The organism is Lentzea terrae, assembly GCF_003265345.1.
Lineage (GTDB): Bacteria > Actinomycetota > Actinomycetes > Mycobacteriales > Pseudonocardiaceae > Lentzea > Lentzea terrae.
In genome coordinates this window covers 393,196-413,509 of sequence record NZ_QFWW01000030.1, presented here as the reverse complement: position 1 = coordinate 413,509, position 20,314 = coordinate 393,196, and the positions used below count along the sequence as shown (strand labels likewise).

The following is a 20,314-nucleotide window of genomic DNA, read 5'->3' as shown; positions in this document are numbered from 1 at the left end:
TAAGAGTGGGGAACCGCCGAGGAGGGGCTGGAATGAGCGCTTTGCACAAGCTGAAGGCCTACTTCGGGATGGTCCCCGCCGAGTACGCAGACGACCCCGGCTACGACGACGACCGCGGCCGCTACGGCGACTACCGGTCCGAGTACGCGGCCGAGGCCGACGACTACGACCCCTATCCGCGGCGCAGCCGTGTGTTCACACCGGGCCGGTCGGAGCTCTCGGGCTCCGGGTACCGGGCCGACATCGACGAGTCGGACGACTACGAGCCGGAGTCGCGGCGCGGGGGCAGCCCCTCGAGCACGCGACGCTGGAACGCCGATGCACCCGTGCACGGCGCACTCGCAGTCGAGCCGCAGCGCGAGCCCGTGAGCAGACTGCGCCCGGTCGCTGAGCCGGCAGGCAACCCGTTGGCGCGCATCACCACGCTTCACCCCCGTAACTACAGCGAGGCGCGCACGATCGGGGAGCACTACCGCGACGGCACTCCGGTGATCTTGAACCTGACCGACATGGACGACGCGGACGCCAAGCGTCTCGTCGACTTCTCGGCCGGTCTCGCGTTCGCTCTGCGCGGGTCGATGGACAAGATCACGAGCAGGGTGTTCCTTCTCTCACCGCCCAACGTTGACGTGACGGCGGAGGACCGGAGGAAGCTGGCGGAAGGTGGGTTCGGCAACCACGGTTAGAGTTGACCCCGTGGACCCGATCCGACTCGTCATCTTCTACGTCCTCTTCGCGTTCTCCCTGTTCCTGACCGCGCGTGTCGTGGTCGAGATGGTGAGGACCTTTGCGAGGGAGTGGCGCCCCGCGGGCGGCGTAGCCGTGACGCTGGAGACCGTTTACACCGTGACCGACCCACCGGTCCGTGCTGTGCGTCGGATCATCCCGACTGTGCGGATCGGGGGCGTCGGGCTGGACCTATCGATTATTGTGCTGTGGCTGGTCGTTATCATTCTGATGCGATTCGCAGATCCCAGGTGACGGGGAACCGGGGATGACCGCAGCCCAGGAGTGCGAGAGGTGATCCGATGCCGTTGACCCCCGCTGACGTGCACAACGTTGCATTCAGCAAGCCGCCGATTGGCAAGCGGGGCTACAACGAGGACGAGGTGGACGCGTTCCTCGACCTGGTTGAGGGCGAGCTGGCCCGCTTGATCGAGGAGAACAACGACCTCCGTCAGCAGGTCGAGCAGCTCGACCAGCAGCTCGAGACCGCGCGTGCCGACCTCGACGATGCGCGCGCGAAGGCTTCTTCCGCTGGTCCCATGACGAGCCGTATGCCGGTCGAGGAGCCGCGCCGCCTGGCGCCGGTCCCGCCGCCCACGGTGATGGAGCAGACGTCTCCCGGTGGTGGCGGTGACCACCACGTGCAGGCCGCGAAGGTCCTGGGTCTCGCCCAGGAGATGGCGGACCGGCTGACCGGCGAGGCCAAGGCCGAGGCCGACGGCATGCTGTCCGAGGCTCGCACGAAGTCGGAGCAGCTGCTGTCCGAGGCTCGTGCCAAGGCCGACACGATGGTCAACGAGGCGCGCACGCGTGCCGAGACCATGCTGAACGACGCGCGCACGCGCGCTGAGACGCTCGAGCGGCAGGCCCGTGAGAAGGCCACCGCGCTCGACCGCGACGCGCAGCGCAAGCACGCCGAGGTGATGGGCAACATCACCCAGGAGAAGAACACGCTCGAGAAGCAGATCGACAAGCTGCAGACGTTCGAGCGCGAGTACCGCACGCGACTGAAGACGATGCTCGAGTCGTCCCTGCGCGACCTCCAGGACCGCGGCCCGGCCGCACCGTCCGAGGGCCGTTCCCAGGGCTACTCCTTCGGCGCACGCGCCGAAGCGGGCTGAACTACTGTTCATTAGGTGCTCTTCGTAGTTCTACTTCTGGTGCTGGCTGCCCTCGGGCTGCTCGTTCCTGCGCTGACCACGTCCAACAACATCTGGGCGTGGTCGTCCGTGGGCGCGAGTGTGCTCGCCGCCCTGGTCCTGATCTGGGACTGGTGGCGACGACGTCCGGGGGACCCCGCAGCCGTCGCGCGGAGTGTAGATCAACATGCTGTAGCTGATGATCAACGGGTAGTGGTTTCGCCAGAAAGCGTGGCTGAAGCCGACACGCCCGCTGACGAGGAACCACCGGAAGAGGACACCGACGCGGCAGACCTGCTCGCGGTGGCCGATCTGGTGGACGAGGTGCGGGTGCTGGACGAGCGGCCCCGGTACCACCTGAGCTCGTGTTCCTGGCTCGCCGGGAGGCCCGCACTGGGCCTCCCGGTGCAGGAGGCACGGCAGTTGCAGTTCACGCCGTGCGCCGTGTGCCGGCCCGACGCGACCTTGGTGTCCCGCCACCGCGTCGCCCAGCGCGAGGTCTCCGATGACTGAGAACAAGGCGGTCGTCCGCAGGTTCCTCGACGAGGTCGTCGGCCAAGGCAGGTTCGACCTCGCCGACGAGCTGTGCGCCCCCGACGTGGTCAACCACGCGGCGGCACCCGAACGTCAGCACGGCGTCGACAACATCAAGGCCGTCCTCGGCTTCTCCCTCGCTGCCCAGCCGGACCAGCGCTGGGTCGAGCAGCACCTCGTGGCCGACGGTGATCTCGTGGTGGTCTACGGCCGCCGGGAGGGCACCTGGCAGGCGCCGGGGTTCCGCGGCGTGCCCACCCCTTCGAGCGGCAAGGTCTCCGTCGAACTCGCGCACATGTTCCGGCTGCGTGACGGCAAGATCGTCGAGCACTGGGCGGTGCGGGACGATCTGGGCATGTTGCAGCAACTGGGCGCGCTCGGCTGATCCAGCGCATTGCGTCCGTTTCGCGGACGAGCGGCGCGGTCGCCCGCTATCAAGACTTCATGTCGCTGAGATCCGTGCCGGCGGACCTCCGCGAGGACGCGATCAGGTTCAAGACCGAGGACGGCGTCGAGCTGCCCGGTCTGGTGTTCGGCAGCGGATCCAGTGGCGTGCTGCTCGCGCACACCCAGACCGAGGTCCTCTGCGACTGGTTCCCGCTGGCGCGGCAGCTCGCGGACGACGGTTATCAGGTGCTCCTCTACGAGATGCGCACCTTGCGCCTCCGGGAGAACAGGAACCGGTACGACCTCGACGTGCTGGGTGCCGCGAAGGAGCTCGGCAGCCGCGGTGCCACCTCGATCGTGGCGGGCGGTGCCGGCACCGGCGCCACCGCGATCGCCTCGACAGCTGCGAAGATCCCCGACCTGAAGGCGATGTTCCTGCTCACGCCGTTCAAGGCATCAAGCTGGAGTCGAGGGTCTCGAGGACACGCGGCTGGCGGACCACGCGCGGCAGGTCGCCGATGCCGCGTCGAACGCGAAGCTGGAGATCGTGCCGGGTACGGCGGGCTTCGTGAAGCTCGTCGAGGACGCGGCGCTGCGCGACAAGGTGCGGGCGTTCGTCCGCGAGACCGCGCCGCCGCCGACCTTTCTCGAGCGGTGGTGGTTGCCGATCGGTGGCGGCGTGCTGCTCTTGGCGGTGATCGTCGGCGTGGTCGTGCTCCGCAAGCGTGCCCGGCGGAACACGACCACCGTGCCGGAGGTCAGCGCCGGTAGCTGATCTTCGCGCGGAACGTCGAGTTCGGCCGGTCCCCGTTGTGGTGCTCGACGGCCCCGTCGAACTCCGAGATCAGGCCCTCCGCGTTGTAGGCGATGTGTTCGACGGCGAAGTCTCCGCCGTCGTCCCACGTGCCGATTCCGTGGTACACGACGAGCACCTTCTGGTCCGCGAAGTGGCCCTCACCGATGCGTTGCCCGTCGTTGCGGGCCAGCTCGATCATGATGTAGTCCCGCGAGTCCGGGGATTCGCCCTTGATCCGGATGAGGTTGCCGTCCTCCGGGTCCTCGCGCACGGAGAACAGCTCGGGCGGCGTCCAGCTGCCCGAATTGCCGTGGGTGGGCGATGCGTCTGGATCTGAGTCCCAGATGAGGTAGCCGGTGGCGTCGGCCGAGGCAGGAACGGCGGTGGCGAGCAGTAAGGCGGCCGCGGCCAGCACAGAGCGAATCATGAAGCCCCCAATCATGTTCCGAGGTGATCCCCCGATCACCTCAGGCGAAGTCTGGCGCAGGCGACGGCGCCGCAGCCATGAGTGGATCTACTCAGAGGACCACCGGGCGCGCGCCGTGGGCCGTGACGAGGCCCGGCAGGCGTTCGCGGCTGGTCACGATCACGCGGCACTGCGGCGTTCCCGGCAGCAGCGGTACGACCTGTGCGGTGTCGGCGGCGTTGTCGAGGACGATCAGCATGCGCCGGTCTGCCAGCAACGTGCGGTAGAGCGCTGTCTGCGCGTGCGGTTCCGGTGGGATGCCGTCCGGACTGGTGCCCAAGGCGGTGATGAACTCGCGGACGACATCGGCCGGGTCGCTGCCGTTCAGGTCCACGAACAGCTGGCCGTCCGGGTAGTCGGCGGTGTGGGCGTGCGCCCAGTGCAACGCGAGCCACGTCTTGCCGGTGCCCGCCGGTCCCGTGATCGTGACGATCGGGCCGGTGTCGAGCGCCGCGAGCTCGGTTTCCCGGCCGACAAAACCCTCTGGTGCCGGCGGAAGCTGGTGTGGACTCCACTGTGGACGTTGGACGAGCGACGCGTGCAGGTCGCGCAGCGCGGGGCCTGGGTCGAGGCCCAGCTCGTCCGCGAGCCGGTGCTGCAGCCGCGAGTAGTAGGCCAGCGCATCGGACCGTCGGTCGGCGCCGACCAACGCGCGCATCAGCTGTCCGGCGAGCCGTTCGTCGAGTGGACGTTCGGAAGTGCGCGCCGTCAGTTCGGCGACCAACGTGCGGTGCTCGCCGGCCGCTAGCCGTGCGTCGGTGTGGTCCAGTTCGGCGGCCGTGATCTCGCCGGCCAGTGTCTCGCGCAGACCGTCGAACCACGCGCCGTGCAGGCCCTCGAACGGTTCGCCGCGCACGAGCGCCATGGCCTCACCGTGCGAACCACGAGCGACCAGCGACCGGAACTGGTGCAGATCGATCGACAAAGGATCCGCTTCCAGCACGTACCCGCCGGAACGGCGCACGATCGGCAGCCCGTCCAACGCGGTCCGCAGCCGGGACATGTAGCTGTAGAGCGCGGACTTGGCCTGCCGCGGCGGCGCCTCGCCCCAGACCCGCACGAGCAGCTTGTCGACGCTGACCACCTGGTTGACGTCCACCAGCAGCACGGCCAGCACGCTGAGCTGCCGGGCGTGCCCGACGTCGACGAGCGCGGCGCCGCGCCGGACCTCCGGCGTGCCGAGGACGTGGAAGGAGTGCGTCACCGGTCCAGGAACAGCAGCGTGCTCAGCAGTGCCAGCAGCACCAGGTCCACGACGACGCCGCTCGGCTTCGAGTCGTACCTCAACCGGGTGATCGTGGCGCCGACCATCAGCAGCCCGAGCCCCACGGTGGCCGCGTGCGCGATCCAGTCCCAGGTGACCAGGCCGACCACCAGGCCCGCCGCGCCGGCCCACTCCAGCGAGCCGATGGTGCGCCACAACACGGGACTCATCCGGAAGTGGTCGCGGGCCTCCAGCGACGCCTTCGCCCCGAACAGCTTGCCCGCACCCGTGGCCACGAACAGCAGGGCCAGCACGATCGACAACGCGATGGTCAACGACATCCGGCGAGCATACGGTTTGCGCGCACCCGTACCCTGTAGCTACAGGCACCGATCCGGCCATCACCGGGGAGCCTCCGGAAGAACGGGTTCAGCGAACCTCAGTAGAACCGGACGGGACCGGCCCGTCACAGCCGAAGAACGAGAGGCTCACCCGCTGTGTTCGACAAGCAGGGGTGAGCAAGCGGGGTGGTACCGCGGCAGGCCGAGCCACATCGGCGTGTCGTCCTCGCGTGTCCTACGTGACCGCGAGGAGCAGTGGAGATGGCCTACCCCAGGGCCGGACAGAACGAGGTCCCGGCGCAGCCGTCCTTTCCGAACCTCGAGCAGGACGTGCTCGGGTACTGGAAGGACGACGAGACCTTCCAGGCGAGCATCGACCGCAACCCGGCCGGCGCCAACGGCGACAACGAGTTCGTCTTCTACGACGGCCCGCCGTTCGCCAACGGCCTGCCCCACTACGGGCACCTGCTGACCGGCTACGTCAAGGACGTCGTGCCGCGCTACCAGACGATGCGCGGCAAGCACGTCGAGCGCCGGTTCGGCTGGGACACCCACGGCATGCCCGCCGAGTACGAGGCGGAGAAGCAGCTCGGCATCACGCAGAAGCACGAGATCGACGAGCTCGGCATCGAGAAGTTCAACGAGGCGTGCCGCACGTCCGTGTTGCAGTACACGGACCAGTGGCGCGACTACGTGACGCGCCAGGCTCGTTGGGTCGACTTCGACAACGACTACAAGACGCTCGACCTCGACTACATGGAAAGCGTCATGTGGGCGTTCAAGGCCTTGTGGGACAAGGGCTTGATCTACGAGGGCTTCCGGGTGCTCTGGTACTGCTGGCGCTGCCAGACGCCGCTGTCCAACACCGAGACCAAGATGGACGACGCCTACCGCGACCGGCAGGACCCGGCCGTCACGGTGGCGCTGCGTCTCGAGTCCGGTGAGAAGGCCCTGGTCTGGACGACCACGCCGTGGACGCTGCCGAGCAACCTGGCCGCCGCCGTGCACCCGGACGTCGACTACGTGACGGTCGTGGGCGCGGACGGTGACAAGTACCTGCTCGCCGAGGCCCGCGTCGCGGCGTACGCGCGTGAGCTCGGCGAGGAGCCCGAGGTCGTCGCCCGCTACAAGGGTTCGGACCTGGTCGGCAAGAAGTACCTGCCGCCGTTCGACTTCTTCGTGGGCCGCGAGAACGCGCACCAGGTGCTGACGGCCGACTACGTGACCACCGACGACGGCACGGGCATCGTCCACATCGCACCGGCGTTCGGTGAGGACGACAAGGTCGTGACGGACGCGGCGGGCATCGAGGTCGTCGTGCCGGTCGGACCGGACGGCAAGTTCACCGCCGAGGCCGGCCCGTACGCGGGTGTGCACGTGTTCGAGGCCAACAAGCAGATCATCCGTGATCTGCGCGAGGCCGGTCTGCTGCTGCGGCACGAGACCTACGACCACCCGTACCCGCACTGCTGGCGGTGCAACAACCCGCTGATCCAGCGCGCGCTGTCGGCGTGGTTCGTCGCGGTCACGCAGTTCAAGGACCGGATGGTCGAGCTCAACCAGCAGATCAACTGGGTGCCGACGCACATCAAGGACGGCCAGTTCGGCAAGTGGCTCGAGAACGCGCGCGACTGGAACATCTCGCGCAACCGGTACTGGGGCTCGCCGCTGCCCGTGTGGGTGTCGGACAACCCCGAGTTCCCGCGCACGGACGTGTACGGGTCGCTGGACGAGCTGGAGCGCGACTTCGGCGTGCGCCCGGACAACCTGCACCGGCCGTTCATCGACGAGCTGACCAGGCCGAACCCGGACGACCCTAGCGGCAAGTCGGTCATGCGGCGCATCCCGGACGTGCTCGACTGCTGGTTCGAGTCGGGTTCGATGTCGTTCGCGCAGGTGCACTACCCGTTCGAGAACGCGGACTGGTTCGAGAACCACTACCCCGGCGACTTCATCGTCGAGTACAACGGGCAGACGCGCGGCTGGTTCTACACCATGCACGTGCTGGCGACGGCGCTGTTCGACCGGCCGGCGTTCAGCAACTGCATGGCGCACGGCATCGTGCTCGGTGACGACGGCCAGAAGATGTCCAAGTCGCTGAAGAACTACCCGGACGTCAACGAGGTCTTCGACCGCGACGGCTCGGACGCGATGAGGTGGTTCCTCATGGCGTCGCCGATCCTGCGCGGTGGCGACCTGGTGGTGACCGAGCGCGGCATCAGGGACGCGGTGCGCCAGGCGGTGCTGCCGTTGTGGAACTCCTGGTACTTCCTCGCGTTGTACGCCAACGCTTCCGGGAAGGAGGGAACGTGGCGCGTCGACTCGAAGAACGTGCTCGACCGGTACGCGCTGGCGAAGACGCACGACCTGGTGCGCGACGTCCAGGCAGCGATGGAGGTCTACGACATCTCCGGTGCGTGCCAGCTGGTGCGTGAGTACCTGGAGGTGCTGACGAACTGGTACGTGCGGCGGTCGAGGCAGCGGTTCTGGGACGGTGAGCAGGACGCGATCGACACCCTGCACACCGTGCTGGAGGTCGTCACGCGCGTGGCGGCGCCGTTGCTGCCGTACACGACCGAGGTCGTGTGGCGGGGCCTGACCGGTGGGCGTTCGGTGCACCTGACGGACTTCCCGTCGGTGTCCGACGTGCCGGCCGACGACGCGCTCGTGGCGGCGATGGACGAGGTCCGCGACGTGTGCTCGACGGCGCTGTCGTTGCGCAAGGCGAACAAGCTGCGCGTGCGGCTTCCGTTGGCGCGCTTGACGGTCGCGTCGCCGGTGGCGGCCTCGCTGGAGGACTTCGCCGAGATCGTGCGCGACGAGGTCAACGTCAAGGAGGTGACGCTGTCCACGGACGTCGACGCCTACGGACAGTTCCAGCTCGTGGTGAACGCGCGCGCGGCCGGTCCGCGCCTCGGGCCGAACGTGCAGAAGGTCATCAAGGCCGTGAAGGCCGGTGACTGGTCCGAAGTGGACGGTCGGGTGGTCGCCGCCGGTGTCGAGCTGTTCGAGGGCGAGTACGAACAGCGTTTGGTGGCAACGGATCCGGCTGCCACGGCGGCGCTGCCGGGCGGTGCGGGCGTGGTCGTGCTCGACACCGTGGTGACGCCTGAGCTCGAGGCCGAGGGCATCGCGCGTGACCTCGTGCGCGTGGTGCAGCAGGCGCGCAAGGACGCTCAGCTCGACGTGTCCGACCGGATCACGTTGACGCTGGAGCTGCCGGACGAGGTGCGCTCGGCCGTGACGCCGCACCTGGAGTTCGTGCAGGCGGAGACGCTGACGTCGTCGGTGGTGTTCGGCGAGGGCGTTTCCGAGGGCACCGTCGGTGACGGCCTGAAGGTCAAGGTGGCTGTCGCCCGAGTGTGATCGCAGTTGTACGGGGCCGCTGTTCTCGGACAGCGGCCCCGCGTCGTCTCCGCGGCAGAAAATTGTCAGACCCCGTCGCTACGGTCGAACCAGGCCAACTAGCAAAGGGGATTGCGATGGTCTTGTCTGGGGGATGGCGCGTCTTCGTGGGCGCGCTGGTGCTGTCCGCCGGGGTGGTGGCGCCCGCCACCGCGTCGGCTGATCCGGCTGCCTGCACAACTTGGAACCAGGTTGAGCTTCCGGTGCCGCCCGCGGTGAAGTTCGGCCACGTGACTGCGGCTTCCGGTTCGTTCGCGGTCGGCAACGGGTCGTTCTGGTCGATGTACGGCTCCACGATCCTGATCTGGAAGGACGGGCAGGAGTTCGACCAGCTGGCGGTCTTTCGCGGGGGCCCGATCTGGGCGCACGACGTGAACTCGTCCGGCGTCGTGCTGGTGACGTCGCCCTCGTCGGCGTCGCGTTGGCAGCAGGCCGGCGGCTACGAGCCGCTGCGAGGGTTGTCCGGGGAGTATCAGGTCAAGGCTGTCGACCTGAACGAACGTGGCGATGTCCTCGGCCTGTCCGCCGGTTTACCCGTGCTGTGGCCGGCCGGTTCCTCGACGCCGCAGAGGGTGCCGGGCCTCGACGAGTCCTGGACGGTGCGGGGCCTGGCCGACGACGGCTCGGTGCTCGCGTCGAACTCCAGTGGGACGTACTGGATCGGAGCGTCCGGCGCGGTTCCGCTCGGCGCGACGGCCGAGGTGCGCGCGGTGCGCGGTGCGCACGCCGTGGGCACGCTCGACGCCGGTACCGAGGACGCGAAGGCGGTGCGCTGGAACACTTCCGGCGAGATCACGGCCACCTACCCGTACTTCGTCACGCCGGCGGCCGTGAACACCCGCGGTCACGTGCTGTCCCAGGATTCCTGGGGCATGTCGGTGTGGTTCGACGCCGAGTCGGGTCGCGAGGTGCTCAACTCGTCCGGGGCCAACTACGCAGCGCTGACCGACGACGATGACATCTACACGTCCTGGGGCGGCGGCAGCGATCGGGGCACTCCGCTCCTCCTCGACTGTGCGAATGGCACGCGATGAGAGCCCTGCTGATCGCGGCCCTGGTCGCTTCAGCGGTGTTCGCGTCCGGCTCGGCCTCGGCAGCTGCCTGCACGTGGGCTTCCGAAGAGCTGCCGCTGCCGGCGGACACGCGTTTCTCGGTCATCACCGGCGCTGCTCACGACGGCAGCTACGTGCTGGGCGTGGGAGTTTCGGGCTGGCAGGACGTGGCGCTGTTGTGGCACAACGGTTCTGTGGAGTCCGTGCGGCTGGAGTCCGGCCGGTTCCCGAACGACGTGAACGCCGCGGGCACCGTGCTGATCAACTCCTCGGAGGGGCGGGCGTTCCGCGGTGGGACGGAGCTGAACCCGTTGCCGGGGCACAACTACGCCTGGGCGGCGGCCATCAACTCGGCCGGTGCGGCGGTGGGCCGGTCGGGTGCCCCGATGGTGATCTGGCCGGCGGGTTCGTCGGTGCCGAGCATGCTCTCCGGCACCGACGACGGTGCCAGCTGGACCGTCGCGGGCATCGACGAGCAGGGTCGGGTGGCGGGCTGGCGCTTCGGCCTCGCCGAGGAGGCCACGCAGTCGTACGTGTGGGACGAGAACGGCGTTCGCACGCTCTTACGGCCGTTACCCGGCCACACCGAAACCGTGGTCCGCGCCATCCGGAACAGCCGGATCGTCGGCTACTCCACGGGTGCCGGCGCGGTCGGCGTGGAGTGGGACCTGCAGGGCAACGTCGTCCGCACGTTGACCGGTTCGGTCGACAGCAGGGACGTCACGCCGTCCGGCGACGTCCTGGGGATCACGCCGGACGGTGAGATGCCCGGCCCGGCAAAGGTCTGGCGCGCCAACGGCGAGGTCGAACAGCCTCCGGTCACCGCGGTCTACGAGAAGTTCGCGGACGACGGGTCGTTGTACGGCGGCTCGTACCGCGAGGGCACGTACACACCGGTTCGCGCGCGCTGTGCGTGATCTCTGGGGGCGAGGCGATGCCGCCTCGCCCCCAGAGGCAGTACGGTCTTCAGTCGTGACCGACCAGTTCTCCTTGCAGGACACCAAAGTTGCGTACGACGCCGTGGCAACCCTTTACGCCGAGCTGTTCAGCGACATCCTCGAAACCCTGCCGCTGGAACGGGCGCTGCTGGCCGCGTTCGCTGATCTGGTGCGGGCCGGTGGACCGGTCGCCGACATCGGTTGCGGTCCCGGTCATCTGACCGCGCACCTGCACGGGCTCGGCCTGGACGCGTTCGGCATCGACCTGTCGTCCGAGATGATTTCCCTTGCCCGCCAAGCACATCCGGGCCTCAGGTTCGACGAGGGGTCGATGACGGCTCTGGACGTCGAGGACGGGGCGCTCGGCGGCATCCTCGCGTTCTACTCGGTCATCCACACACCGCCGCCGCAGCTGCCGGGCGTGTTCGCGGAGTTCGCGCGGGTGCTCCAGCCGGGCGGCCACCTGCTGCTCGGGTTCTTCGCCGGAGACGACCCGCAGCCACAGGAGTTCGACCACAAGGTGACGCTCGCCTACCGGTGGTCGCCCGACAGCCTCGCGGACCTGCTGCGGCAGGCCGGTCTCGCCGAGGTCGCGCGGATGGTGCGGGAGCCGCAGGAGGGTGAGCGGTTCCGGCAGGCTCAGCTGCTGGTGCGCGCCGGCTGACGGCTGTTCAGCCGAAACGTTCGCCGCACCAGCCGGACCCAGAGCGACCACTTCGCAGGCGCGGCGGGTACGCGGCCCGCTGCCTGCTCGAAGTTGTCGAACAGGTCCTCCAGGCACGCGTCGTGCAGCCAGCGGATCACCAGCGCCCAGCGCACCCGGTTCGCGAAGCTGAAGTGGCCGATGAGCTCGTGGCGCACGACGGTGCCCGACGCGGAGAGGGTGTGCGTGCCTTCGCCGTCCGAGAAGGCGAACGTGATCGACTCGCCCGGTGTGTAGTCCGTGCAGTGGTAGCGGATCGGGCCGTGGCCGCCGTCGGCGCCGACGCCCAGCGGCCGGTCGAACTCCTGCTTGCCCCACGCGGGCGGCCACAGCTCCGGCATGCGCTCGACGAACTGGCCGGCGGGCACGCCGAGGTCTCGGGTGTGGACGTTCTTGATCATGATTCGCCCCTTCCATACGCAACCGTATGTTCCTGAACCGTACGGTAGCGTATGGAAGCGTGGTGCGGAGGAATCGCAACGACTGGACTGAGATAGCGCTGAGAGCGCTGGCCGAGGGCGGGCTGCAGGCCGTCGCGATCGAGCCGCTCGCGGCGCGGGCGGGGGCGACGAAGGGGAGCGTCTACCACCACTTCCCGAACCGGGAGGCGTTGCTCAAGGCCACGGCCGAGCGGTGGGAGCGGGAGCACACCGAGAAGGTCATCGAGCTGGTCGAGGCCGAGCAGACCCCGCACGACAAGCTCAGGACGTTGTTCGGCACGGTGCTCGACCGCGACCGCGAGGGTTCGGTGGAGCTGGCGTTGCTGGCGGGTGCGGAGAACGAGGTGATCGCGCCGGTCCTGCAGCGCGTCACGAAGAAGCGGATCGGCTACCTGGCTGAGCTGTTCGAGCAGCTCGGGTTCGACGAGGACCACGCGCGCAAGCGCGCGTTGATCGCGTTCAGTCTCTACCTGGGGCAGGTGCAGATGTTCGCGACCGTGCCCGGCCTCGTCGAACCGGTGCTCGACGAGGCCGTGCAGGTGCTGACTCAGGCTGCGGTCGCCCACAACGCGTAGGCGATCACGTCCGCGTGCCGGTCGAGTGACGTGGCGTTGATGTTCGACGTGGTGTCGCAGGCCTGGTGGTAGCAACGGTCGAAGCGCTGGCCGGCCGTGCCGCCCCACTTCGCCGCCTGGGCAGCGGTCTTGGTCTTCTCGGCGCCGGAGAAGGTGCCGCCGACCGGGATGCCCTTCGCGGCGAAGGAACCGTGGTCGGAGCGGCCCTGGACGTCGACCAGCTCCGACTGGACGTTCAGCGACGTGAAACCCGCCTGCAGTCGCTGCTGCAACGCCGCCGAACCCGGCGGGAACGTGGAGTGGGAGGCGTCGTAGACCTGGTAGGCGGGGTTCGGCGAGCCGGTCATGTCGAAGTTCAGGTACGCCTTGATCTTCGAGATCTCCGTGGCGGGCAACGAGGCCACGTACGCCCGTGAGCCCCGCAAGCCGAGCTCCTCCGCGCCCCACCAGCCGAACCGCACGTGCTTGGCCGGCTTGAAGTTCGTGGCCTTCATCTGGAGGGCGACCTCCAGGATCGACGCGGAGCCCGTGCCGTTGTCGTTGATGCCGGGGCCCGAGGTGACGCTGTCGAGGTGGCCGCCCAGCATGACGACGTTGTTCGCGTCACCGCCGGGGTAGTCGGCGATCAGGTTGTAGCCGGTGGCGCCGTTGTAGGTGAACGACTGCACCCGCGTGGTGAAGCCCGCCGCGTCGAGCTTGCTCTTCACCCAGTTCACCGAGGCCAGGTACCCCGGACGTCCATGCGCGCGGTTGCCGCCGTTGGCGTTCGCGATCGACTGGAACTGGTTGAGGTGCGATTGGACGTTCGCGACGTTGATGTTCGGTGCTGCCAGGACGGTCGGTGCCGCCTGAGCCGCCGTCGTGGTTCCGGCCACCGTCAAGGCGGCCGCCAGTGCGATGAGGATCCTCATGGTTCAACTCCGTGCAGGGTTGGGATTGAGCCACTGATCAACATGCTCCGCTGCGCATGAACGAGGTAGGTGCGAATGGCTGGTGTTGTTAACGCGCCTGATTCGTCCAATCCGGTGGTGATCAACCAGAATGGTCCAGGTGGGTGACATCACGGTCGTGCTGGGCATCGGCGCAGCCGTTCTGCTGATCTCCGTGATCGCGGTGCGGGTGTCGACTCGGCTCGGCCTGCCCTCGTTGTTGCTGTATCTCGGCATCGGCGTGCTCCTGGGCGAGTCGGTGTTCGGCATCAAGTTCGACGACGCGGACCTCACGCAGTCCCTCGGCATCGCGGCACTCGTGCTGATCCTGACCGAGGGCGGGCTCACGACCCGTTGGCACGCCGTGAAGACGTCGCTGTGGTTAGGCGTGGCACTGTCCACAGTGGCCGTTGCGGTGAGCGTGGCGATCACCGGCACGGCGTTGCACTACCTGCTCGGCCTCGACTGGCGGATGGCGCTGCTGTGGGGCGCGGTGCTGTCGTCCACGGACGCTGCGGCCGTCTTCAGCGTGCTGCGGTCGTTGGGCGTGGGACCACGGCTCACGGGCGCCCTCGAACTCGAGTCCGGCCTCAACGACGCGCCGGTCTACATCGCCGTCGTCCTGCTGGCATCCTCGGACCAGATCACGTGGACCGCGCCGTTGCTGGTGCTCTACGAACTGGCCGCGGGCGCGCTCATCGGCGTCGCGCTCGGCTTCCTCAGCGGGGCCGGGCTGAGACGCGCGGCGTTGCCGGCCACCGGTCTGTACCCGCTCGCCACCGTGGCGGTGTGCGTGATGGCCTACACGGCGGGCGATCTTGCGCACGCGTCCGGGTTCCTCGCCACCTACGTCGCCGCTCTGGTGCTCGGCAACGCGCGCTTGCCGCACCGCGCCGACACGCTCTCGTTCGCCGAGGGCCTCGGTTGGCTCGCCCAGATCGGGCTGTTCGTCTTACTCGGCCTCTACGCCTCCCCGTCGCGGTTGTTCGACGTGCTGGTGCCCGCGCTGATCGCGGGGGTGGTGGTGACGTTCCTGGCGCGGCCGCTGTCCGTCGTGCTCGCCGCCCTGCCGTTCAAGGTGCCGTGGCGGGAGCAGGCGTTCCTCTCGTGGTCGGGGCTGCGCGGTGCGGTGCCGATCGTGTTCGCGCTGATCCCGTTGATCCAGGGCGTCGAGGGCGCGCGCGAGCTGGTCGACGCGGTGTTCGTGCTGGTCATCGTGCTGACCTTGGTGCAGGGCACGACGCTGCCGTTCCTCGCGCGGCGGCTCGGCCTGGTGCGCACGGGGGAGGCGCAGGAGGTCCAGGTCGACGCCTCGCCGTTGGACGAGCTCGGTGCCGAGCTGCTGCAGGTGCACATCCAGCGCGGGTCGAAGCTGCACGGCGTCTACATGTCCGAGCTGCGGCTGCCGAGCGGTGCCACGGTGAGCCTCGTGGTGCGGGCCGGGAAGAGTTTCACGCCACAGCCGACGACCCGGCTGAACACCGACGACCAGTTGCTCATCGTCACCACCGAAGAATCGCGCGACGCCACTGAGCGGCGCATACGTGCCGTCGACCGGGCCGGCCGCTACGCACGGTGGAAGGGCGAGACCGGCGAATAGGTCGGTCTGCGAGGCTTCTCAGCATGTGATCAGAGGTCGACTCCTGGCTGTGGGCTCCGCTAACGTCATCGGCAGGTCATGAGAGCCAGCGTCAAGCCCAAGCTTGCTGGCCGGCAACCCTCCAACCGCGGTGGGGTGCCCTTGGTGAGGACCTGGTCCGGCGCGTGGGGCGCCGGTCAAGCGCGGGCCTTCGCGAAACGGGGCCCCTGGCCTCGGAGGCAGCTCGATGACGCTCGCGATCACCCCTGGCACGGTCACCACGGTCCCGGCTGTCGTCGGCTCTGACCTGCGGGTTCCGCTCGTCACCGGCGAGCGCGTCAGCTACGCCAACCTCGACCACGCGGCTTCGGCGCCGTGTCTGCAGGAGGTGCGCGACGCGGTCGACGAGCTGCTGCCCTGGTACGCGAGTGTGCACCGCGGCGCCGGGTTCGCCTCGCAGGTCTCGACCCGCGTTTACGAGCAGGCGCGTGACCGCATCCGCAAGTTCGTGGGCGCGCACTCGTCCGACACCGTCGTCTTCACCCGCAACACCACCGATTCGCTGAACCTGTTGGCGCGCAGCGTTCCTCGCGGCACCGCAGTGGTGCTTTTCGACAGCGAGCACCACGCTGCTCTGCTGCCGTGGCGTGGGCCGAACGTTCAGCGCATTCCCGCACTCGCCAAAGAATCAAACACTGCGTTCGGCGCCGCTGCTGCTGTTGTTGCGCTGGACCGGGCTCTGGCCGCCGCCCCGGTCGGTCCTCGGCTCGTGATCGTCACCGGGGCGTCCAACGTCACGGGTGAGCTGTGGCCGGTCGCGGAGCTGGCTCGGGTCGCTCACTCGCACGGCGCGCGCATCGCCCTGGATGCCGCGCAGCTCGCGCCCCACCGACCGATCAACGTGCGTGAGCTGGGTGTCGACTACATCGCGTTCTCCGGCCACAAGATCTACGCGCCGTTCGGTGCGGGTGTGCTGGTCGGCCGCGCGGACTGGCTGCAGCAAGCCCAGCCGTACCTCGTGGGCGGCGGTGCGACCTCGAAGGTCACCGACCACGGCGACCGCCTGGGCGTCGCCTGGTCCGCGGTGCCCGAGCGGCACGAGGCCGGCAGCCCGAACGTAGTCGGCGTGCACGCGCTGGCCGCTGCCTGCGAGATCCTGTCGCGGCACTGGGAGCAGACCGTCGCGCACGAGCAGGAGCTGCTGCAGCGGCTGCGTGAGGGGCTGCGCGGGGTGCCGGGCTTCCGCGAGCTGTCGATCCTGACCGACGCCGACAAGGTGGGCGTCGTGAGCTTCACGATCTCCGGCTTCGACGCGGGCTTCCTCGCGGCGGCGCTTTCCTGCGAGTACGGCATCGGCGTCCGCGACGGCGCGTTCTGCGCGCACGTGATCGTCGGCCGGCTCGTCAAGCAGGTCGGATCGCACGAGGAGCGCGCCGTCCGCGCGTCGATCGGCCTGGGCACGACGACCGAGCACGTGGACCGTTTGGTGGCGGCGCTGCGCACTCTGGTCACCGAAGGTCCGAAGTGGACCTACACGCAGCGCGACGGCCGCTGGGTGCCCGAGGACGACAGCCGAACCCTGCCGCCGTTCCTCGCGTAGTTCCGGTAGTGGACAATGACCTGGTGAGTGACGAGTCCAAGGCCGCCGAGAAGGCTGCCGCCGACCCTGCGCAGGAGCAGGTCAGCGCGCCGAAGCCGGTCGAGGAACCCGATACCTCGTGGGCTGACGAGGCGGTCGCGGCCGTCGAGGCAGCCGAAGCCACCGAAGCCATCGAGGTGGTTGCAGCCGCCGAGGCCGCCAAGGCGGGCAAAGCCGTCGAGACCGGCAAGGCCGCCGAGGAGAAGCCCGCCGAGGAGAAGCCCGCCGAGCGTGTCGTGGCCGACGACGACGTCGTCGAGCCCGAGTTCTCGATCACGGGTTCGCTGCCGGAGCCGCGGACCACGATCCTCGCGATCCTGGCGGGCGTCGTGCTGGCCCTGGACGTGCTCACGAAAGTCCTGGCCGTGGCGTTCCTCGAGGGTGCCGACCCGATCAAGCTGTTCGGCGGCGTGCTCTACCTGACGTTCGTCCGCAACCCCGGCGCCGCGTTCGGCATGGCCGAGGGCATGACGTGGATCCTGGCACTCATCGCGCTGGGCGTCGCCGGGTTCATCCTGTGGATCTCGCGCAACCTCCGCTCCCAGCCGTGGGCCATCGGCCTGGGCCTGGTCCTGGGCGGTGCCGTCGGCAACCTCGCCGACCGGCTGTTCCGGCAGCCGGGCCCGATGCGCGGCCACGTGGTGGACTTCCTGTCGCTTTTCGACCCGTTCGGCCGCGTGTGGCCGGTGTTCAACGTCGCCGACATGGCGATCGTCTGCGGTGGCGTGACGATCGTGGTGCTGGCGCTCATGCAGCACGACTACGACGGGACCGTTCACAAAGAAGAGAAGAAGGTCGACGCGTGAGCGGATACCGAACGCTGCCGATTCCCGACGGGCTGGACGGCATGCGCGTTGACGCGGGCCTCGCCAAGTTGCTCGGGTTGTCGCGGACTGTCGTGGCGGCGATTGCCGACGCGGACGACGTGCTCATCGACGGGCGGGTCGTCGGCAAGTCAGACCGGCTGACGGCCGGGGCGATGCTGGAGATCACGCTGCCCGCGCCCCCACAGCCGATCACCGTGCAGGCGATCCCGGTCGAGGGTCTGATCGTGATCCACGAGGACGACGACATCATCGTCGTCGACAAGCCCGTGGGTGTGGCCGTGCACCCGTCGCCGGGCTGGACGGGTCCGACCGTCGTGGGTGGGCTCGCGGCCGCTGGTCATCGCATCGCCACGTCGGGAGCTGCCGAGCGCCAGGGTGTGGTGCACCGGCTCGACGTCGGCACCACGGGCGTGATGGTCGTCGCGAAGTCGGAGTCGGCGTACTCGGCTTTGAAGCACGCCTTCAAAGAGCGGACCGTCGACAAGGTCTACCACGCGATCGTGCAGGGCCACCCGGATCCGATCAAGGGCACCATCGACGCGCCGATCGACCGGCACCCGAAGCACGACTACAAGTTCGCCGTGATGAACTCCGGCAAGCCGTCCATCACCCACTACGAGGTGATCGAGGCGTTCCGGGCGGCGTCCTTCGTCGAGGTGCACCTGGAAACCGGGCGCACGCACCAGATTCGTGTGCACTTCTCGGCGCTGCACCACCCGTGTGTGGGCGATCTGACGTACGGGGCCGACCCGACGCTGGCCAAGCGGCTCGGCGTCACCCGGCAGTGGCTGCACGCGCGGCAGCTCGGCTTCCACCACCCGGCCGACGGCCAGTGGGTCACCTACACGTCGGAATACCCAGCGGACCTCGCGTCCTCGCTGGAAAAGCTCCGCGAAGAAGGCTGATTGCGCCTGGGTAAATCACCGGTTGACGACGTTGCACTTGATGTTAATCGGTGTGCTCAATAGCGTTTTCCGCATGCACCTGACAATTCTCGCGGCTTCCGGCCGGACCGGTCTCGCTCTCACCCGCAAGGCCCTGGAGCGCGGTCACACCGTCACCGCGATCGCCCGTGATCCGCGGAACATCGGCCTGGAACACCCGAACCTGCGCGGCGTCGCCGGGGATGTGAGCGACCCGGCGAGCATCGCGGCGGTCGTCGGCGCGGACTCCGTCGTCCTGTCCGGCCTCGGCACCGACCGCGCGGGCGTGCTGCTCGACGGCGCCAAGGCGGTCGTCGCAGCCGGGCCGCGCCGGATCATCTGGCTCGGCGCGTACGGAACGGGCGCGTCGGCCGAGGCGGCGGGCGAGGGCGCCGCCGTGCTCTGGAAGTTCCTGGGCGACCGGATCCCGGACAAGATCGCGGCCGACAACGCCGTCCTCGCCGCCGGGGGCACCGTCTTCCACGCCGGGGTGCTCAGCGACGAACCGGAGAGCCCCGGTCGGCGCACGGTCGGGCTGGACGAGGCGCCGCCGTTCGATCTCGGCGCGAAGGTCAGCAGGGAGACCGTCGCGGCCGCCATGCTCGACGAGGCCGAAGATCCGCGTTTCCCAGGCGTGATCGCGCTAGTGCCGTGACCGGCAGCCTTCGCCCCGTGTTTCGCCGCTCAGACGGGTGCATCGTGGTGCCGGCCCCGCGTCCTCATCCTGGTCGGCTGTGGGCGTGGGCCGGTGCCGCGAGGTGCCCTGCTGAGCGCCGGAAGACGCGGCGAAGGGCGCCGGTCACGGCGCTAGCACTTGGGTGAGGGTCGTCCGCACCTGGTCGCGCAGCCACGCGTGGGCTAGGTCCGAGTCGTAGCGCTGGTGCCAGTTGCAGTTGATCGGCGCGTCCGGTGACTCGGCGGGCAACGGCCGGGTGATCAGCCCGAACGCCTCGACCAGCGGGCGGCAGAGGATCGCCGTGGTGGTGACCAGGGCGTCGCTCGCGGCCGCGATCTGCAGGGCCGCCCCGACCGTCGCCACGGTCGCGATCACCTTGCGGTGCAAGCCTTCCGACGCCAGCAGGTCGTCGATCGGGGCGGTGAGCCGGCCGCGCCGGGAGACCAGCACGTGCGGCTGGGCCGCGTAGCCGGCCAGGTCGAGGTGGCCGGCGCACGGGTGACCGGACCGCATGACCACGGCGAGCGGATCGGTGCCGAGCGTCTCGGAGCGGAACTCGGGCAGGTCCGGGGTGCCGCCGCCGAGCTCCAGGTCGACCCGGTGCCGCAGGCCGTCGGTGTCGGCGGAATGCTCGGCCAGCACCCGCAACCGCACGCCAGGTGCCTGCTCCGCGATCCTGCCTACCAGCACCGGCACCAACGACGAGGTCAGCGCGTCGTGGCACTGCACGGTGAACGTGCGGTCGAGCGCGGCGAGGTCCAGTTCCCGGCTCGGCGACAGCACGGCGTTGGCCTCCCGCACCAGCCGGTGCACCTCTTCCCTGATCCCCAACGCGTACGGCGTCGGCGTCATCGTGTGGCCGGTCCGCACGAGGATGTCGTCGCCGGTCACCTTCCTGATCCGGCCGAGCGTGCGGCTGACCGCGGGTGACGACAGGTGCAGCCGCTGTGCCGCCCCCATCACGCTGCCCTCCTCGAGCAGGGCGTCCAGCACGGTCAACAGGTTCAGATCCGCTTGCATGACAGTCAATCTTGG

At 69.0% G+C, this 20,314-nt stretch carries 23 protein-coding genes and 1 riboswitch; of the genes, 16 read left to right on the top strand and 7 right to left on the bottom strand.

The features are described 5' to 3' along the window. The first annotated feature begins 32 nt into the window (after positions 1-32). Genes DI276_RS39005 through DI276_RS38985 form a run of 5 tightly spaced genes read left to right on the top strand, consistent with a single transcriptional unit; the run spans position 33 to position 2,784 of the window. Entirely contained in the window at positions 33-686 is a 654-nt protein-coding gene (locus tag DI276_RS39005) for a cell division protein SepF (RefSeq protein ID WP_112273171.1), read from the top strand. Positions 687-705: 19 nt separating this feature from the next. Beyond that, the gene (locus DI276_RS39000) at positions 706-981 is read left to right on the top strand and encodes a YggT family protein (protein WP_112273484.1); all 276 of its coding nucleotides are present in this window, start codon (positions 706-708) and stop codon (positions 979-981) included. 47 nt (positions 982-1,028) lie between these two features. After that, a complete protein-coding gene (gene wag31, locus DI276_RS38995; protein WP_112273169.1) occupies positions 1,029-1,847 on the top strand; it encodes a DivIVA-like cell division protein Wag31 in 819 nt (272 codons plus the stop codon). Positions 1,848-1,862: 15 nt separating this feature from the next. Then, the gene (locus DI276_RS38990; RefSeq protein WP_112273167.1) at positions 1,863-2,378 is read left to right on the top strand and encodes a hypothetical protein; all 516 of its coding nucleotides are present in this window, start codon (positions 1,863-1,865) and stop codon (positions 2,376-2,378) included. Further along, the gene (locus tag DI276_RS38985; RefSeq protein WP_112273165.1) at positions 2,371-2,784 is read left to right on the top strand and encodes an ester cyclase; all 414 of its coding nucleotides are present in this window, start codon (positions 2,371-2,373) and stop codon (positions 2,782-2,784) included. Before DI276_RS38990 ends, DI276_RS38985 begins: the two co-directional genes overlap by 8 nt. A gap of 256 nt (positions 2,785-3,040) precedes the next feature. Here DI276_RS38985 and DI276_RS38980 read toward each other — a convergent pair whose 3' ends face one another. After that, the gene (locus tag DI276_RS38980) at positions 3,041-3,229 is read right to left on the bottom strand and encodes a hypothetical protein (protein ID WP_157985226.1); all 189 of its coding nucleotides are present in this window, start codon (positions 3,227-3,229) and stop codon (positions 3,041-3,043) included. 104 nt (positions 3,230-3,333) lie between these two features. Here DI276_RS38980 and DI276_RS38975 point away from each other — a divergent pair, with 104 nt between their 5' ends. Next, positions 3,334-3,561: a tumor necrosis factor receptor family protein gene (locus tag DI276_RS38975; protein ID WP_112273161.1), complete on the top strand. Its 228-nt coding sequence runs from the start codon at positions 3,334-3,336 to the stop codon at positions 3,559-3,561. Here DI276_RS38975 and DI276_RS38970 read toward each other — a convergent pair. The 3 genes from DI276_RS38970 to DI276_RS38960 all read right to left on the bottom strand — a co-directional run bounded on the left by DI276_RS38970 (position 3,545) and on the right by DI276_RS38960 (position 5,593). Continuing rightward, positions 3,545-4,009 (bottom strand): hypothetical protein, encoded by a 465-nt coding sequence (locus DI276_RS38970; protein ID WP_157985225.1) that lies wholly within the window; start codon positions 4,007-4,009, stop codon positions 3,545-3,547. The two genes, DI276_RS38975 and DI276_RS38970, sit on opposite strands and share 17 nt — an antisense overlap. Before the next feature lie 91 nt (positions 4,010-4,100). After that, a complete protein-coding gene (locus tag DI276_RS38965) occupies positions 4,101-5,252 on the bottom strand; it encodes an AfsR/SARP family transcriptional regulator (RefSeq protein ID WP_112273156.1) in 1,152 nt (383 codons plus the stop codon). Further along, positions 5,249-5,593, bottom strand: coding sequence for a DoxX family protein (locus tag DI276_RS38960; protein WP_112273154.1), 345 nt, complete (start codon positions 5,591-5,593; stop codon positions 5,249-5,251). Before DI276_RS38960 ends, DI276_RS38965 begins: the two co-directional genes overlap by 4 nt. 261 nt (positions 5,594-5,854) lie before the next feature. Between DI276_RS38960 and ileS the strand changes: the two genes are divergently transcribed. From ileS to DI276_RS38940, 4 genes are all read left to right on the top strand, one after another. Beyond that, positions 5,855-8,959 (top strand): isoleucine--tRNA ligase, encoded by a 3,105-nt coding sequence (ileS, locus tag DI276_RS38955; protein ID WP_112273482.1) that lies wholly within the window; start codon positions 5,855-5,857, stop codon positions 8,957-8,959. Between the two features lie 116 nt (positions 8,960-9,075). After that, positions 9,076-10,032: a hypothetical protein gene (locus tag DI276_RS38950; RefSeq protein ID WP_157985224.1), complete on the top strand. Its 957-nt coding sequence runs from the start codon at positions 9,076-9,078 to the stop codon at positions 10,030-10,032. After that, a complete protein-coding gene (locus DI276_RS38945; RefSeq protein WP_112273150.1) occupies positions 10,029-10,967 on the top strand; it encodes a hypothetical protein in 939 nt (312 codons plus the stop codon). The genes DI276_RS38950 and DI276_RS38945 overlap by 4 nt, the downstream gene beginning before the upstream one ends. Before the next feature lie 55 nt (positions 10,968-11,022). Continuing rightward, the gene (locus tag DI276_RS38940) at positions 11,023-11,652 is read left to right on the top strand and encodes a class I SAM-dependent methyltransferase (protein ID WP_112273147.1); all 630 of its coding nucleotides are present in this window, start codon (positions 11,023-11,025) and stop codon (positions 11,650-11,652) included. Here DI276_RS38940 and DI276_RS38935 read toward each other — a convergent pair. Then, entirely contained in the window at positions 11,628-12,092 is a 465-nt protein-coding gene (locus DI276_RS38935; RefSeq protein ID WP_112273145.1) for an SRPBCC family protein, read from the bottom strand. The genes DI276_RS38940 and DI276_RS38935 overlap by 25 nt on opposite strands. Positions 12,093-12,151: 59 nt before the next feature. Between DI276_RS38935 and DI276_RS38930 the strand changes: the two genes are divergently transcribed. Further along, a complete protein-coding gene (locus DI276_RS38930) occupies positions 12,152-12,706 on the top strand; it encodes a TetR/AcrR family transcriptional regulator (RefSeq protein WP_232837219.1) in 555 nt (184 codons plus the stop codon). Here the strand turns inward: DI276_RS38930 and DI276_RS38925 are convergent. Beyond that, positions 12,679-13,617, bottom strand: coding sequence for a M28 family metallopeptidase (locus DI276_RS38925; RefSeq protein ID WP_112273141.1), 939 nt, complete (start codon positions 13,615-13,617; stop codon positions 12,679-12,681). The two genes, DI276_RS38930 and DI276_RS38925, sit on opposite strands and share 28 nt — an antisense overlap. Positions 13,618-13,756: 139 nt before the next feature. On the opposite strand from DI276_RS38925, the gene DI276_RS38920 reads away from it, so the two are divergent. The 5 genes from DI276_RS38920 to DI276_RS38900 all read left to right on the top strand — a co-directional run bounded on the left by DI276_RS38920 (position 13,757) and on the right by DI276_RS38900 (position 19,258). After that, the gene (locus DI276_RS38920) at positions 13,757-15,235 is read left to right on the top strand and encodes a potassium/proton antiporter (RefSeq protein ID WP_112273480.1); all 1,479 of its coding nucleotides are present in this window, start codon (positions 13,757-13,759) and stop codon (positions 15,233-15,235) included. Positions 15,236-15,309: 74 nt separating this feature from the next. Then, positions 15,310-15,424: riboswitch (SAM riboswitch) on the top strand. Between the two features lie 37 nt (positions 15,425-15,461). Continuing rightward, entirely contained in the window at positions 15,462-16,814 is a 1,353-nt protein-coding gene (locus DI276_RS38915; protein WP_112273139.1) for an aminotransferase class V-fold PLP-dependent enzyme, read from the top strand. 23 nt (positions 16,815-16,837) lie between these two features. Next, positions 16,838-17,659: a signal peptidase II gene (lspA, locus tag DI276_RS53325; protein WP_332874741.1), complete on the top strand. Its 822-nt coding sequence runs from the start codon at positions 16,838-16,840 to the stop codon at positions 17,657-17,659. A 41-nt stretch (positions 17,660-17,700) separates the two neighbouring features. Next, entirely contained in the window at positions 17,701-18,585 is an 885-nt protein-coding gene (locus DI276_RS38905) for an RluA family pseudouridine synthase (protein WP_112273476.1), read from the top strand. A gap of 73 nt (positions 18,586-18,658) precedes the next feature. Continuing rightward, entirely contained in the window at positions 18,659-19,258 is a 600-nt protein-coding gene (locus DI276_RS38900) for an NAD(P)-dependent oxidoreductase (RefSeq protein ID WP_112273137.1), read from the top strand. A 144-nt stretch (positions 19,259-19,402) separates the two neighbouring features. Here the strand turns inward: DI276_RS38900 and DI276_RS38895 are convergent, their stop codons facing one another. Further along, complete coding sequence (locus DI276_RS38895) at positions 19,403-20,299, bottom strand: LysR family transcriptional regulator (protein ID WP_112273135.1); 897 nt, start codon at positions 20,297-20,299, stop codon at positions 19,403-19,405. Between the last annotated feature and the right edge of the window lie 15 nt (positions 20,300-20,314).